The 14,367-nt window shown below is 66.2% G+C and carries 15 protein-coding genes and 1 pseudogene; 10 read left to right on the top strand and 6 right to left on the bottom strand.

Going from position 1 to position 14,367, the window contains the following annotated elements:
* Positions 1–120 precede the first annotated feature (120 nt).
* Entirely contained in the window at positions 121–411 is a 291-nt protein-coding gene (locus IEY60_RS35880; RefSeq protein ID WP_229739975.1) for a hypothetical protein, read from the bottom strand.
* Here IEY60_RS35880 and IEY60_RS36565 point away from each other — a divergent pair.
* The 5 genes and pseudogenes from IEY60_RS36565 to IEY60_RS19880 all read left to right on the top strand — a co-directional run.
* A pseudogene (locus IEY60_RS36565) lies at positions 301–849 on the top strand (toxin glutamine deamidase domain-containing protein); the annotation flags it as partial. The gene IEY60_RS35880 and the pseudogene IEY60_RS36565 overlap by 111 nt on opposite strands.
* Positions 850–946: 97 nt before the next feature.
* A complete protein-coding gene (locus IEY60_RS35875; protein WP_229739974.1) occupies positions 947–1,477 on the top strand; it encodes a hypothetical protein in 531 nt (176 codons plus the stop codon).
* 368 nt (positions 1,478–1,845) lie between these two features.
* Complete coding sequence (locus tag IEY60_RS35870; protein ID WP_229739973.1) at positions 1,846–3,207, top strand: IQM protein middle domain-containing protein; 1,362 nt, start codon at positions 1,846–1,848, stop codon at positions 3,205–3,207.
* Positions 3,208–3,221: 14 nt separating this feature from the next.
* The gene (locus IEY60_RS19885) at positions 3,222–4,313 is read left to right on the top strand and encodes an IQM protein middle domain-containing protein (protein WP_189030432.1); all 1,092 of its coding nucleotides are present in this window, start codon (positions 3,222–3,224) and stop codon (positions 4,311–4,313) included.
* Positions 4,314–4,371: 58 nt separating this feature from the next.
* Entirely contained in the window at positions 4,372–4,995 is a 624-nt protein-coding gene (locus tag IEY60_RS19880; RefSeq protein WP_189030430.1) for a hypothetical protein, read from the top strand.
* On the opposite strand, the gene IEY60_RS36560 is transcribed toward IEY60_RS19880, so the two are convergent.
* On the bottom strand, positions 4,984–5,199 hold the full coding sequence (locus IEY60_RS36560; protein WP_189031294.1) for a nucleotidyltransferase family protein: 216 nt from the start codon (positions 5,197–5,199) through the stop codon (positions 4,984–4,986). The two genes, IEY60_RS19880 and IEY60_RS36560, sit on opposite strands and share 12 nt — an antisense overlap.
* 161 nt (positions 5,200–5,360) lie before the next feature.
* On the opposite strand from IEY60_RS36560, the gene IEY60_RS19870 reads away from it, so the two are divergent.
* Genes IEY60_RS19870 through IEY60_RS19850 form a run of 5 tightly spaced genes read left to right on the top strand, consistent with a single transcriptional unit; the run spans position 5,361 to position 8,640 of the window.
* Positions 5,361–5,918 (top strand): DUF3558 domain-containing protein, encoded by a 558-nt coding sequence (locus tag IEY60_RS19870; RefSeq protein WP_189030428.1) that lies wholly within the window; start codon positions 5,361–5,363, stop codon positions 5,916–5,918.
* A gap of 16 nt (positions 5,919–5,934) precedes the next feature.
* On the top strand, positions 5,935–6,309 hold the full coding sequence (locus tag IEY60_RS19865) for a hypothetical protein (protein ID WP_189030426.1): 375 nt from the start codon (positions 5,935–5,937) through the stop codon (positions 6,307–6,309).
* On the top strand, positions 6,309–7,673 hold the full coding sequence (locus IEY60_RS19860) for a hypothetical protein (protein WP_189030424.1): 1,365 nt from the start codon (positions 6,309–6,311) through the stop codon (positions 7,671–7,673). Before IEY60_RS19865 ends, IEY60_RS19860 begins: the two co-directional genes overlap by 1 nt.
* 32 nt (positions 7,674–7,705) lie before the next feature.
* Positions 7,706–8,485 carry an ESX secretion-associated protein EspG gene (locus tag IEY60_RS19855; RefSeq protein ID WP_229739972.1) on the top strand — a complete coding sequence of 260 codons (780 nt, stop codon included), beginning with the start codon at positions 7,706–7,708 and terminating at the stop codon, positions 8,483–8,485.
* Positions 8,482–8,640 carry a hypothetical protein gene (locus IEY60_RS19850; protein WP_189030422.1) on the top strand — a complete coding sequence of 53 codons (159 nt, stop codon included), beginning with the start codon at positions 8,482–8,484 and terminating at the stop codon, positions 8,638–8,640. The genes IEY60_RS19855 and IEY60_RS19850 overlap by 4 nt, the downstream gene beginning before the upstream one ends.
* Before the next feature lie 17 nt (positions 8,641–8,657).
* Here the strand turns inward: IEY60_RS19850 and IEY60_RS19845 are convergent, their stop codons facing one another.
* The 4 genes from IEY60_RS19845 to IEY60_RS19830 all read right to left on the bottom strand — a co-directional run bounded on the left by IEY60_RS19845 (position 8,658) and on the right by IEY60_RS19830 (position 14,367).
* Entirely contained in the window at positions 8,658–8,942 is a 285-nt protein-coding gene (locus tag IEY60_RS19845) for a DNA-binding protein (protein ID WP_229739971.1), read from the bottom strand.
* Between the two features lie 119 nt (positions 8,943–9,061).
* Positions 9,062–9,331 carry a ribbon-helix-helix domain-containing protein gene (locus IEY60_RS19840; RefSeq protein WP_189030410.1) on the bottom strand — a complete coding sequence of 90 codons (270 nt, stop codon included), beginning with the start codon at positions 9,329–9,331 and terminating at the stop codon, positions 9,062–9,064.
* A 54-nt stretch (positions 9,332–9,385) separates the two neighbouring features.
* The gene (locus tag IEY60_RS19835; protein ID WP_189030408.1) at positions 9,386–9,712 is read right to left on the bottom strand and encodes a VOC family protein; all 327 of its coding nucleotides are present in this window, start codon (positions 9,710–9,712) and stop codon (positions 9,386–9,388) included.
* A 128-nt stretch (positions 9,713–9,840) separates the two neighbouring features.
* On the bottom strand, positions 9,841–14,367 hold the full coding sequence (locus IEY60_RS19830) for a non-ribosomal peptide synthetase (RefSeq protein ID WP_189030406.1): 4,527 nt from the start codon (positions 14,365–14,367) through the stop codon (positions 9,841–9,843).

The raw sequence follows: 14,367 nt of genomic DNA, 5'->3' as shown, positions 1-14,367 counted from the left end.
CAGGAGATCGAATACGCGCAAGCCGCGATCGACGCCACCTTCAACCACAATCAGGAACTACCCGGCGGCGACCGGCTCCTCGTCGACGTCGAGTTCACAACGAACCCCAACGCCGCCGACCTACGCCTGAACACCCAACAGCACCGATTCGACCTCGCCAACGACCTGCGTGAGCACATGGGTCTGCCACCCGGCAAACCAGACCAGCCGCTGAGCGAAGACGACCTCCGCGCCATCAGCAACGACATCGCCCGAGCCAACACACCGGCCCGCTTCACCAACCCCTCCGACAGCCGGGTCATGGCCCCGCATCGACTCGAGCCGGTCGAACAGGCGCGGTTCCAGCACGATGTCGAGGATCAGCTCCGCAACGGCAATTCTTTTGTGGTGGGTGCCGATCCACGCACGCATCCCTACGGGCAGTCCATCAACGATGGCGGTCCCACAGTCCCCGGCCGAAGCAATAACTGTCTCGATTGCTCACTGTCTGCATTGTCGTCGTTTTACGGCGTTCCCCAGGTTTCCGCCCCGCGGTGGCGGGACGCTCTACCTGATGGCAGCCGGGACAATCAGTCGGGCGAAGTCGGCGGGCCCGCACGCGCGGCGGCTTGGCTCGGCGAAACACCCCAGCACTTTGCGGGGCTGCCGATCAATACGCAGTTCCAAGCTCTGCACGATCACGTAGCGGCATTGGGCCCAGGTTCCTCAGCTCTTGTCATCAACACCTGGCAAGTCCACGTGAACGGAGTTCCCCAGTTCAATCCGGACGGCTCGCCGGAAATCGACGGCGCGCACGCAACGGTCATCGTCTATCCGCCAGGTGCAAGCGGGCCGGTATGGTGGGATCCGCAGTCCGGCCACACATCTGACGCGCCGCCGACCCATATGGTCGCAGAATCCTGCGCAATGCACTTCTACTCAGTCGACGCCAACGGAGGAATCAACAATGGCGGAGCAAGTTCCCACACAGGAACAGGCCCAACATCTGCTGGCCAAGGTCTTCGGTCCGAATCGGAAATTCCGGATGATCGAGACCAGACACGGCTGGGTGGGACGGGGAATCCTGACGGAGGAAGAACAGTCCCAGGGGATGGGTCTAGGCCTGGGGAACTACGTCCTGAACAAACACACCGGAGTGATCACAGCGCACCGGAGCTTGCCTCCGCAACTGATCGGGGAGGAATTCGACCAGGCGATCGAGACAGGGGGCCAGGTACAGGGATCCCAGGTGTGGCCACCACAGCACCGCATTCACCTGCAGAAGGCCTTCGAGGACGAAGCGACAGTGCACTACCAGGTCACAGTGATCCAGCTGGACCAGCCGGACGACCCGGGGACCACCCAGCTGGTCACGATCAACAAGGAAACCCTGTACTTCCAGCCGAGCGGCGGACCACTGTCGGACGCGACAGCATGGGCGGAAATGCTCAGCCGGACAACAGGATCATGGCCGACCGAGGGAGCAATCGAGCGGTAGCCGACCACTCCACCTCGACCTCCGCGCCATCCACCACAGCTCGCGTAGCCGCGCAGCCGGACGAAACTCCCAGCACCACAACAACTCCCACACAGGCGGCAGCACCCCAGCCCGTACCGACCACCGGGTTGCCGAATACCCCCGGAGCCACGCCGCACTCGCCTGATAACAGCGCAACCCCGCCCCCGCCTGCATCCGGCGCACCGACACCCCAGCAGATACAGAACGCGAACCGATCGCGTATCGCCCGCGACAACCTCCGCACCCGCATGCCGGACGGAGGCGTGCAGCCGGTTACTGAGCCCAGCGGTCGCCGACGTTTCACCTGGGGCCGGTACACCACCGCGCTCGGCGCACCCGTCTCCGTCATGCGGATCGGTATCCACCTCACCGGCGCGGCGAATCTCGACCCCGCCGCTGTCGCCGCCTTGCTGCAACGCGCCCAGTTCGCCGCCGACCTGCATTTCAACGGTGGTTTCCAGCTCGCCAACGGCGACTGGATGATGGTCGATCTCGTCCCGGTGACCAACCCCGCCGACGCGGACATGCACATGCAGGTCGACAGCTCGGGATTGCCCGGCACGACGCATCCGAACGTCGACTTGTCCGCACTGACCGCCCAGATACGCGACCAGCTCGGTATGGACCCGAACAGCGATCACGTGTCCCCTGCTGATCTCCAGCAGCTCAGCGCTGCTATAGATCGCGCCACCTTCACCCCTCCACCGCCACCTTGGCTCAGCAATCCGGCTCCCGGCACCACAGAGCCCGAGCTGTCTCGGCACACCGGCCCGGCTTCGTTGCCGAACCCTCGACACGGCGATGGTCACGCAGTACCCGACAACGGTCGACAGCTCCTGCCACCGCCACGCCCTGACTTCCGTGCCCCCGAATCCAACCCGCCCCCGCGGCACACCATCCCGACATCGACGCCGACGCGTCAGACCCCGGGACCGGTTGACAGCACCACACCCCATTCGGCTCCGCAAACACCGCACGACCCGCATTCGTGGGGTGCCCCGAATCCCAACCACCCATCGCGCACCGGTGGCCGACGACCGCTATGGCGAAGAATCCTCGGTCTCCCCCCGCGCGAACCCGTGGCGAACACCCCGGCCCCGCCGCCGACACCGAGCACCCCGCCGCCACCCACAACTCACCACGCTGCCGAGTTTCGGCCACCGATTGCGCCGCCCGCTGCCCAGCAGGTGGACGACGAATTCGGTGCCTGCGCCTATCGCTCAGGGCCTCCGTTCCAAACGCAGAGCATGAGCCATCAGTATGATGGCGAACACATCCCCGGCAATCAGGTCTGGGTAACGCCGCCTTCTCACGTCGCATACCTCGATGAGAACGGGCGCCGAGCGCTGCGCCTCGAAGTCCGAAATGGTCTCCTGTACACGGCAAACGGGGAACTGTTCGACACGAGCGCAGGCCAGACGGTGTGGAGCGGCGGTGGGCAAGCAATATTCGTGATGGACCAGCACGGAAACCTCTACGCCTCACTCGAACATTCGGCCGGCCGTTTCCACCATTCGAGCTTCCTCGCTGGAGCTCCAGTCGCCGCCGCCGGAGAACTTATCGTCTCCCGTGGAGTGGTGCAGCTGCTCACCGACTCCAGTGGTCATTACCGGCCAGAACGAGGCCACACATTGCAGGCAGTCGAACATCTACGTAGGCTTGGGATCCCGCTCAGCGCGGCCCAGGTCGAGTTCGAAGCGCCGCGATGAGGAAGGATTAGGGGATGGATTACTGGACCGGGATCGTTCAACGGATCTTCTACCATATCCAGTTCGAACCAGAGTTGAGCCCGAAGCTGGCGGCCCGGATTGCTACCGCGCTGTTGGTCGAACCGATCGAGTATCTGACAGCGGCAGATGAATATCAATCGCTCGCCGACGGTTTGCGTCGCCGGGCACCGTTGCCAACCCCCGTTCAGATGCGCCAGCCGGAGGACGAGCTACGACACTTCCTGGCGCAAGTCGTCGAGAACATGGATTCGATGCGTCCATGGCCGACCATTCCCTACACCCCCTTGCCCGCCGACTACCTGAGCGAATTCGGGAATGCCCGACCGATAGCCAGACTCGCGCTCACTGTCAACCAGGTGGAGGGACGCCTTGCTCGCGGATTCAATCGCGACAGCGAGGATGGACCATTCCTGCTCCTGAGAATGAGTTCGGGAACGATCGTCGGATTCTTCTCGCCATATTGGAACGGAAGCGACGACGTCATTGTCTATGCCGCCGACCCAGCTCATGACCCGGGCGAAGTTATCCGAGAATTGACCGATACCGGAAGAGTGGAACCGGGACGGATTTTTCAACTCGACGAACCAGGTATTCAGCCGAGCGCGACCCGTTATGAGACGACGCCAATACTTCCCGCATTTCAAGGAGAAAACCTTCCCGAGAACTCTGTATGGGATGGGAAACAGGTCCAATATCTGAACGATACAGCGCGGCAAGATTTCCGCCTGCACAGCTACGACGGCCTCCTGCACGACCACAAGGGCGAGTTGTTCGACACTACGACCGCACAGACGCTCTGGACTCCGCAGGGTGGGCGAGCAATCTTCATCATGGATCACAATGGATATTTCTACTCTGCGCCGTTCCATATTCTGGGCGAGTTTCACCATTCAAGCCTGTCGGCAGGAGCACCGGTTGCGGGCGCCGGGGAAATTCAGGCAGCAGCTGGACAAGTTCTCCTCGTGAGCGATCAAAGTAGCCACTACCGGCCGACACGAAGATATACACACCAAGTTGTGGACAGCCTCCGACGGCAAGGAATAGACCTCGGCGACAATCAGGTCGAGTACCACTCTGCCGAATGAGACCCCGATACTGTAGGAATCCGGGGCAACCATTTTCAGCCGAATGAAGGCGAGTGACGTGAGCTACTGGCGGTCTGTCGTGAACGCGATCTTGTACTCGGTGCAATTCGAGAAGGAGCTCGACAACCATGTCGTCGGCAGGATTGCGTCCTCGCTCCTGACAGAGCCGCTCGCCACGCTGACCCCGGAGGAGGAGTATCAGGCACTCTCCGACGGCCTCGCGATGGGGGCGCCCCTTCCAACACTCGTGCAGATGCCCCAGGATCCCGCAGCACTGCGAGAATTCTTGGGTCGAGTAGTTGCACGCATGGATGATATGCGTCCATGGCCGACGTTGCCCTATCTTCGATTGCCCAAAGACAGCGTCTCATATTTCAAGAACGCCGCGCCGATCGCACGTATCTCGGCACGCGTCGACGATATCCAGGCCCGGATATCCCGTGGATTCTACTGGGGAACCGAATACGGAATCTTCATCCCCTTGAAGATGGGGTCTGGGAGAATTATCGGCATGTTCACTCCGTTCTGGGACGACAGCGACGATACCGTTCTCGTCGATGCGACACACGACCCCGAACCGGATGCTGTCATCGATGAATTGCTGTACGTCACGCGAATCGATCCCAGAACGGTCACCCGCCTTAACGCGAAAGCGTTCCTTCGTCCCGAATCAGCCGATTGAGACACTCTCGAGCACCGGATCGAAATGGGTGCCGAACACCTTCTCCAGCTCCTCCTCCAGGCTGAAGAAGGTCGGGCCACGCACGGCGTGCGGACCTCTCACATATAGGAGGTCGACATCGCCATACTGCTGTTCCTCGCCGCGAGCAACCGAGCCGAAGCGGGCCAGCTCGGCTACGCCGTATTCGGCGCAGAGCTGGGCGATCGGCCATCGTGCGAGCTCAGCGAGACCTGTAGCGGGTGGTTCTGGGAGTTGGACGTGCTCAGTTGATTGCCGGCGACCGATGGGGTGGAACCGATCCGGGGTGGGGTGCGTCTAAGTTTGGTAGTGGCGGGTGGCTGCCGTGTCGACCAGGTAGGAGTGCTGTGCGAAGCGTTGTGGTGATGCGGGCTGTGGCCTGTGGTGTGGTTTCGGTGGCGGCGCTGGTCGGGTGTGGGGAGTCGACCGAGGGGGTGGGGAGTCCTACGGCGTCCAAGGCGGCCGGTGAGATCTTCAATCCTTGTCGGGGGGCGTTGTCGGATGAGGCGTTGCGGAGCGCGGGGCTCGATCCGGCAACGAAGAGTGTCCTTACCGACCCCCCGACCGGCGAGTCCTCCTGGCGGGTATGCAGCTGGAAACCGCTCGACAACCGATACGGTTCCGGTCGTCGGATGGTCGGAGTGTTCTCGACAGACCACACCCTGAGCGACGCGCGCAAGAAAGAAGGCGCGACCGTGCTCCGCGAGACGGCGGTCAACGGCCGCCCCGGCCTGGTTTCGCAGGAAAACAGCGATCCGGATTCCTGCTACGTGTCGTTCGAGGCCGAGCAGGGCATGTTCGAGATCCGCACATCATGGCTTAGTACAGAGGGGCCGCGCATCGGCGACGCATGCGAGATGTCGGAGAAGTACGGCGCGGCGCTCGAACCGCATCTGCCGAAGTGACCTTGGGGGAACAAAAATGACTCAGGACCACGCCAGTTACTGGCGGAACATGAAGGCGCAGGCGATAAGCGGCGAGTTCAAGATCGAGGATGACCTCGGGCAAGCAATCGCAGATGTCGTCACCCAGTACATCGAAGCGCTGGAAGTCCAGAAGAGCAATGCGAGCGGTCTTGCCCGCCTGAACGGATGGGGTGAGTTGCCATCAGCCATCGCCATCCAACAGAAGCTCGAAGGCAAAGCCACCGCCGATGAGTCAGCGGCCAAACGACTCGAGGCGCACATCGCCATCGCCCGCGACCAACGCGACACCTTCCTCGCCGCCATCGGCAAACTGCAAGCCGTCGACCAGCAGACCGCGGGCGACCTCGGTGCGACGGGAGCTGGTATCTGATGGGGTTCTGGGATGGGGTCGGTAACTTCGGTGAGTTCGTGGGCCACGTGGGCACTCTCGGCATTTTCAAGGTCATGGACAACCACGACCGGGCCGACGAATTCAGCCGGCTCGATCAAGACGGCCGGGAGAAGTGGGAGGGCGACCGGACCATCATCAGTGATGAGTGGTCGCGGTTGAGCGCCAATTCCGGTCTGACGATGGACAAAGCGGCGGTGACCAACCCGGAGCCGTTCAGCACTTGGACGCACCAGCAGATCTGGCAAGCGCTCAACGGCCCGGACGGTCTGTCCGGTGTGAACGCCACGGACGTGAATGCCGGTGCGGACGGCTGGCGGCGGCTCACGACAGGAACCGAAACCGCGGTCAACACCTACCGGACGAGTTTCGAGCGGGTGCTGTCCGAGAAATGGTCGGGCGCATCAGGGAACGCGGCGATCGATGCGATCAAGAGCTACACCGCCGACGCCACCAAGCTGCCCACAGCGTTCCAGATGGTCGCCAATGGCATCGACCACATGGAAGGCCTTCTCGGACAGGCGAAGATCGCGATTCCGAAACCGGACGATATTTCCGGTTTCGATGAGTTCGTCAGCCATATCCCCGGCAATGGCGTGGTCAAAGCGGCGAAGCACCGTGCCACCGAGGCGGAGGAGGACGCCCGGCTCTTCATGATCGGCACGTACCAGCCCGGTTCGATCACCGTCGACAGTCAAACTCCGGTTCTGCCACAGCCGGTGAACAACCTCGGCGACACCACTGACGACGGCACCGGTGGCGGCAACAACAACGACGGCGGCAACGGGAACAACAACAACGGCGTCAACGGCAACGGGGGCACGCCCGGAACGACGAATCCCGCTGCTACCCAGGAGGATCCGAGCGAAACGACGCCGCAGACCACCGACTCCGGCGACGATCAGGACAACAGCTCCGACGACGACTCGACCGAACCCAGCAGCACGGACCCGACGGCGACCAACCCGGCCGCCACGACGCCTACCGGGACCGGCCAGCCGACGGGTGACAAGCCCGCCGGGACCGGTGGTGGCTCCCCTGGTTCCGGCTCGCCCGGCGGCGGGATCGCCGGAGGTCCGACCGCGCCCGGTGCAGGTCGCAGCGTGGCGGGTTCACCGGTCGGCGCGAACCCGGCCGGGTCCGGCGCCCGCGCGGCGGCGGGCGGTGCCGCGGGTGCGCGTGGCATGAGCGGGATGCCCGGGATGATGGGCGGCGGACGTGGCGCCAACGGCAAGGACGACGAGAACGAGCACACCACTCCCGATTACCTCGTCCAGGACCGGGAGAGCGAGCTCATCGGGCAGCTGCCGCCGACGCTTCCACCGGGCGGGGTGATCGGCGCGTGAACTGGAACCAAGCACTATCGGACGGCGAAACGATGCCGCACAGGCAAGTGCCCGTCGGCCGCTGGGTGCTCGACCCGCACGCGTTCGCCATCGGGCTCGAAGCCCATGGCCGGGACCGGCTGCCCTACCCGCTGACCTTCCAGCCCGAGTTCGCGGAAACCATCGAGATCCACAACGAGCGGCGCCAAGCCGCCGGACACCGGCTGCAGCAGGTCTACGACGAGGGTCTGCACAAGGTGTTCGGTGCGCTGCTCGAACCTCAGGTTCGCGTCGAGATCGAGGGCCTGCATGGGCCCGGTCAAACCGAGGTCGTGCGTGTGTTCGCCGGGATCATCGAAGACCGTGCGGCATTGGCGGTCCAGGCTCCTGGCCCCACCCGCGAACAAGGCGGCGACCTCACCTTGAGCATCGTGCCGCTGGCCGACCTCGCCGCTGAGATCGTCACGAAACTCCCGCACGCCCATGGCGGAACAACGCCGCGCTTCCAGGGGCGCCGCAGCGATCTCGATGCCGCCACCTACGCCAGGCATCCCACCCGGCTGTCCCCGGCCGAACAGACGCAGCGGTTCTTCCGCCGTCCCCGCATCGGGACAGGCGAGATCACCGTCTATCCCGGCTACCAGGTGGATTCGCGGCCGACCTCCGACGGCAAAGCCTTCCTCTGGCTGGACTACCCGGACGACGGCCGTTATCTGATCCAGCACCACGACGCCGACAACTTCACGGTGATCCCCGGCCCGCCGACCGAACTCCAGCATCGCCTTGCCAGGCACATCGCCCTGTTCACCGACTATGGGCTCGCACACCGATGACCGATGATCAGCTCGAGCGAAGTCGCCTGCGCGAACTCATCGCGGACGCCGAGGCCGAACACGGTCCGGTCGATCGCCTCGCTGTCGAAGCCAAGCGCGCGCTGTTGCGGGATGATTCGTCGACGGGTTTCCCCGCCGGAGACGGCGCTGCGTGACCGGTTGGCCTGTACGCCTATACGTCGATGATCGTCACGCGATCGCCGCAGAGTCGCTCCCAGTCGTCACGATCGGACGTGAGCACCACGGCCCGGCCGGGACTGCGGAGCGCCATCGCCGCGACCAGAGAATCGATCGCGTACTTGTGTCCATGCAATCCGCCCGAATCTCGCAGGAGCCGGACCGCGTCAAGCGAATCGGCCTGGGTCACTTCCTCGACTCGCAGGCGGGACAGCACCCAGTTCAGCCTGTTGATATCCGTTTTGCCGCTGACCGCCTCGACGATCGTCAGCGCCGACACCCGGACGGGCACACCGTGACGCCGGGAAGCGTCTATTCGGGCGGTGAGTGCTCTGTCGTGGCGCAGCAGCAGCGAGAGCGCCTCGGAATCCAGAACGACCGAGCGCCCACCCGGCTGTGTCACGCAGCGCCCTGCGCGCCGTGCGAGGCGCCGTGCCCGAACATCTCCTCAGCGGCGGCCTCGACCTCCGCGTCGGTGAGCGGCTCGCGGCTGGACTCGAAATCGGCGACGATTTCCGCGAGCCCGTCCATCTCGAGCTGATGCCGCACCGCTTCGGCGACATACGCCGACAGCCCACGCTTGCCCGCCCGGTCACGGACCGCGGATAGCAGGTCCGATGGCAGGGAAACGGAGACATTGGTGGTCGCGCCGGGGCGAGCGGGTGCCATACTCACTATTGTACGACACGGACTATTACATTGGCAGGCCTGCCAAAGCCGGCACTACTTTCCGCGTAAACCGAAAGGGTTGCCGTCGGAGTCGGCGAGGACGCAGATGCGGACGTCGGGGGCCACGGTGCGGGGGGCTGATTGTTCGGTGGCGCCGGCTGCGAGGAGGGCGTTGCGGGTGGCGTCGAGGTCGTCTACGTCGGTCATCGCGACCGGGCCGCCTTCGCCCTGGGGGTTCAGGCTGACCTCGAAGCCGTTGACGTTGAAACCGACGTAGTAGGGCTGGTCGGTGTGGGGTTCGCCGTAGAGGGCGGTGTAAACCTTCTTGGCGGATTCCAGGTCCGAGACCGGGATGACGATGGCGCCGATGGTGGGACTCATCTGGGCTTCCTTCCGAAAGACAGCGGGACTGCGTCGGGCGGAGATCGTTGATGTTCCGGAAACCAGGGTAACCATCGGGAACGACGAACGCAGGCAGCCTGGGCCACCTGCGTTCGTCGGGGGTCTGTTCAGTTGTCGAGGGCGTCGGCGAGGGTGTCGATGGCCTCGGCCCAGAGTTCGGCGAAGCGTGCCGCTTGTCCTTCGGTGAACAGGGCGGTGCTCCAGCGGAAGTTGGTGGTCAGGGCGGGGCCTGCGGGGGTGGTGCCGATGCCCGCGATGACGTCGACCGCGTAGCGGAGGGGGAGGTCGGGTTCGGGGTCGAGTGGGAGGGCGTCGTCGTGGGCGCCGACCAGCAGGGACCAGGGGTCGCCTTCGGTGCCTGCGAGGTCGATGCGGCCCAGGTAGTTGAACTCGACCTGCGGTTCGGCGGCGGTGCGCAGTTCGGGGACGCGGTCGACGTAGCGGAGCAGGCCGTAGTCGAGGCCCTGGTTGGGGATCTCGCGCAGGTGGGCCGAGACGCTGCCGAGGAGCGAGCGGGCCGCGGTCGGATCCGCTTGGGCGCGAGCGACATCCACCGCGCGCTCGCCGACGCCGAGGCGGACGGGGAACACGCTGGTGAACCAGCCGAGGGTGTTGGCAGTGTCGGTGCCGAGTTCGGCATCGGCGCGGCCGTGGCCTTCCAGGGCGATCAATGCGCCTGCGGCGGGGTCGTTTCCGTTGTCGGCGTGGATCGAGGCCATGGTCATGGTGAGGGCGGTGAGCAGGAACTCGCGGACGCCCTCGTCCTTGCCGACGCGGTTGAGGAGGCGTTCGGTCACCGCGACGGGGGTGGCGACCGTGCTGACGCGCAGGGTGGACCAGGTGTCGGTGGCCGGGGCGGGTACTCGGGCGCCGAGTGCGGCGTCGGGTGCACTGACCTGGGCGGCCCAATAGTCGCGCTGGGCAAGCACTTCCGGTTCGCTGGCACGCTGCCACATGGCTTCCGACCACTGCCGGTAGGAGGTGAATTCGGGCAGCATCTTCGGGGTGACGCCGGACTGAACCTGCTGCCAGGCGGCGGCCAGGCCGTCGATCATGATGTGCCAGGAGACCACGTCTACGGCGAGGTGGTGGATCGACAGCAGCAACACATCGCTGCCACCGAACCACACCGCGCGGACCATCTCACCCGCACGGGGATCGATGGCGTCGTTCGCGATGCGCGCGAATTCGGTGATGGCCGAATCGAGTTCGGCGCCGGCGAGCCCGCGCGGCGCCTCGATCACGACATCGGCGGCGTTCACCACACCAGGCGCCCGGGTGACCATGCGCGGCCCGTCTGGGGTGTCGGTGAGGACGGCGCGCAAGGTGTCGTGCGCGTCGAGCAGGGCCTGGAGCGTGGATTCCAGTCCGGCACGGTCGATTCCGGCGGGCAGGCGCAGCAGCGCGCTCTGGGTGAAGCGGCGGTAGTTGCCGTACTCGTACATCCAGGAGACCACCGGCAGCGGCGGCACCACACCGTAGGCGTCGGCGCCGGACTGGGCGGCGACAGCGGGACCGTCGTCGGCCGCGGCGGCGAGTTCGCGAATGGTGGGGCAGGCCAGCACCATTCGCGGGTTGAGCGCGATGCCGCGGCGGCGGGCCTTGTTGACCAGGGAGATCGCGACGATGCTGTCGACGCCGAGTTCGTAGAAGTCGGCGTCGACGCCGGGGGCGCGGCCGTCGAACAGTTCGGCGAAGACCTCGCTCAGCGCGATCTCGGTGGGGGTCTCGGCGGCGGCGTTGCCGTCGGCGGCCGAGAGGGTTTCCGTGGCGAGCTCGTGCAGGGCGTGGCCGTCGAGCTTGCCGTTGACGTTCACCGGGAGCTGGTCGAGAACCACAATCCGCGCGGGAATCATGTACGCGGGCAGGCGCTGTGCCAGATCGGCGCGCACCCGGCTGACCACCACCGCGCGGCCCGCCTTGCCGACGACGAAGCCGACCAGCGACGCACCACCGGCGCGGCGCACCACGGTGACCGCGGCGGTGTCGATATCGGCGGAGCGCCGCAGCGCGGTCTCGATCTCACCGACCTCGATGCGGTAGCCGCGCACCTTGACCTGCGCGTCGGCGCGGCCGAGGTAGCCGAAGCGACCGCCCGGCAGCCTGCGGACGAGGTCGCCGGTGCGGTACATGCGCTGGCCAGGGCGGTGCGGGTCGGCGCAGAAGCGGTCGGCGGTGATGGCGGGTTTACCAAGGTAGCCCCGGGCCAGCTGGACGCCGGACAGGTAGAGCTCGCCGACGATGCCGGGCGGCACCGGGCGCAGGCGCGAGTCGAGGACGTACCCGGCCATGCCGCCGTTGGCGGTGCCGATGGTCGGGAGCTCCGAGGTGACGACCGGCGCGACCACGGCTTCGACGGTGGTCTCGGTGGGGCCGTAGCAGTTGTAGACCGCGGTGCCTGGCAGGGCGCGCAGTCGTGCCCACAGGGCGGTGTCGATGGCCTCGCCGCCGAGGGCGAGCACCGGCAGGTCGCGGTCGAGCAGGCCCGCGGCCGCCAGCTGCGCCAGCATCGACGGGGTGGTGTCGATCATGTCGATGCCGAATTCGGCCATGCCGGAGACGATTCGGTGCGCGTCGCGCATCTCCTCGGCGTCGAACAGGTGCAGCGCCTGGCCGGCGAAGAAGCCGACCATGGGCTGCCAGGAGGCGTCGAACCCGAGCGACCAGGCGTGCGCGATCCGCAGCGGGCGGCCGAGTTTCGCCATCGCGGGACGGTAGAAGCGTTCGAGGTGGTCGGCGAAGTAGCCGGCCAGTGCGGCATTGGTGCCGACGACGCCCTTGGGTTCGCCGGTCGAGCCGGAGGTGAAGATGATGTAGGCGCTGTGCTCGAGTTCGCGGCGGACCGCGGGGGCCTCGGCGGGCCGGGCGGCGATCCGATCGACCACGGCGGGATCGTCGATCACGAGAACTGGTTGGTCATCGGCGGCACCGAGCAGAGCGCGGTCCTTCTCGAGGACGACAGTGAGAGCGGGGTTCGACTGGCGCAGAATCGATTCGATGCGGCCGACGGGCAGCGAGATGTCGACCGGGACATAGGCGGCGCCCGCGGCGAAGGTTGCCAGAATGGCGACGATCGAAGCGGTGCTGCGCGGGAGCATCAGGGCGACAATGGTTTCCGGGCCGACGCCGTGGGCGGCGAACTCCCCCGCCATCCGGCAGGCCTGCTCGTGCAGCGCGCGGTAGGTGAAGACCTCGCCGGCGGTGGTGGTGAGCGCGACCGCGTCCGGGGTCGCGGTGGCCTGCTGCTCGAACAGCTCCCAGGGGGTCGCGGTCGGCGCCGGCGCGATATCGGTTGCCGCCGAGCGCAGTTCGGTGTGTTCGTCGGCGGTGAGCAGGTCGATCGCGTCGAGGGTGGCCTCGGCATCGAGCTGCGGCAGGGTGCGCAGCACGGTGACCAGGCGCTCGCCGAGATCGGCGGGGTCGAGGTGACCGAGCAGGGCGGGGATCGCCTCGACGAGGACGAGGAGATCGCCCTCGCTCAGGTGCGAGACCACGGTGAGCGGGTAGTGCGCGAGACTTTCCATCTCGATCGGGCGGAACTGCGCGCCGTCGGGGGCCGTGACCGTCTGGATGGCGTCGTCGATGGGGGCGTTCTCGAAGACGAACAGGGTGTCGAACAGGGCGCCGTGCCCGGCCGCGCGCTGCAGGGTGGACAGGCTGAGGTAGCCGATGTCGCGCATCGTGGACGAATCACGCTGCAGGCGTGCGCATTGCGCGACGACGGGTTCGGCGGGGTCGAGCCGGTGCACGACCGGCACGGTGTTGATGAACAGGCCGACCATGCCCTCCACGCCCGCGAGCTTCTCGGGGCGGCCGGAGATGGTGGTGCCGTAGACGACGTCGCGGCGGTCGGTGATCCGGCCCAGCAGCAGCGTCCAGGCGAACTGGACGGCGGTATTGAGTGTCATGCCGTTGGCGCGCGCCCACTGCTGCAACTGGTCGGTCTCGGTGGCGGACAGGCGAAGTCGCGTGGTCTGCGGCACGGCGGAACCGCGATCGCCGGTGCCGTCGGCGAGCACCAGCGGCGCGCTGACCTGCTGGAGGTAGTCGGCCCAGCGGCGGGCTGCGGCGTCGTGGTCCTGGGCGCCGAGCCAGCCGATGTAGTCGCGGTAGGGGCGCGGGGCGGGCAGTCCGTCGAGGCTGCCGCCCGCGCGGTAGACCGCGAGGAGTTCGGTGAAGAACACCGCGACCGCCCAGCCGTCCATCAGGATGTGATGGGCGGTGAGGATCATCCGCTTGCGCGGTGCGGACGCGTCGGTGACGTCGAGCAGCAGCACCCGCAGCGCGGGGCCGCGGCTGAGCACGAAGGGCACGCGGCGCTCGGATTCGGCGATCGCGTCGAATTCCGTTGTGCGCGCGTGACGCTCGGACCAGGGCAGTTCGGCGTGGGACGGGATGATCTGCACCGGCTTGGGCACATCGGTGTCCCAGAACGCGGCGCGCAGGTTCGGATGCCGGTCGAGCATCGCCTGGGCGCTGCGGCGCAGCAGGTCGGTGTCGAGCGGGCCGTCGATGTCGACCACGAATTGCATCGTGTACAGGTCGATCTCGGTCCCGGCCAGCCGCGACAGGGAGAACAGCCCCTCCTGTAGCGGGCTCAGCGCGAGTACGTCTTCGATCTGCGGCGCACTCAT

The sequence above is a fragment of the Nocardia rhizosphaerihabitans genome, from assembly GCF_014646295.1.
GTDB classification, from domain to species: Bacteria; Actinomycetota; Actinomycetes; order Mycobacteriales; family Mycobacteriaceae; genus Nocardia; species Nocardia rhizosphaerihabitans.
Note: the sequence above shows the minus strand (reverse complement) of the source record. Positions and strands in the feature narration are given on the sequence as shown.

Excerpts from the sequence above, each read along its gene's own strand:
- IEY60_RS19860 (WP_189030424.1), top strand. The coding sequence starts at position 6,309 with ATGGGGTTCTGGGATGGGGTCGGTAACTTCGGTGAGTTCGTGGGCCAC.
- IEY60_RS19830 (WP_189030406.1), bottom strand. The coding sequence starts at position 14,367 with ATGAGTGCGCCGCAGATCGAAGACGTACTCGCGCTGAGCCCGCTACAG.
- IEY60_RS19835 (WP_189030408.1), bottom strand. The coding sequence starts at position 9,712 with ATGAGTCCCACCATCGGCGCCATCGTCATCCCGGTCTCGGACCTGGAA.
- IEY60_RS19850 (WP_189030422.1), top strand. The coding sequence starts at position 8,482 with ATGACCGATGATCAGCTCGAGCGAAGTCGCCTGCGCGAACTCATCGCG.
- IEY60_RS19855 (WP_229739972.1), top strand. The coding sequence starts at position 7,706 with ATGCCGCACAGGCAAGTGCCCGTCGGCCGCTGGGTGCTCGACCCGCAC.
- IEY60_RS35875 (WP_229739974.1), top strand. The coding sequence starts at position 947 with ATGGCGGAGCAAGTTCCCACACAGGAACAGGCCCAACATCTGCTGGCC.
- IEY60_RS19885 (WP_189030432.1), top strand. The coding sequence starts at position 3,222 with ATGGATTACTGGACCGGGATCGTTCAACGGATCTTCTACCATATCCAG.
- IEY60_RS19840 (WP_189030410.1), bottom strand. The coding sequence starts at position 9,331 with ATGGCACCCGCTCGCCCCGGCGCGACCACCAATGTCTCCGTTTCCCTG.
- IEY60_RS19865 (WP_189030426.1), top strand. The coding sequence starts at position 5,935 with ATGACTCAGGACCACGCCAGTTACTGGCGGAACATGAAGGCGCAGGCG.
- IEY60_RS35880 (WP_229739975.1), bottom strand. The coding sequence starts at position 411 with ATGCGTGCGTGGATCGGCACCCACCACAAAAGAATTGCCGTTGCGGAG.
- IEY60_RS35870 (WP_229739973.1), top strand. The coding sequence starts at position 1,846 with ATGCGGATCGGTATCCACCTCACCGGCGCGGCGAATCTCGACCCCGCC.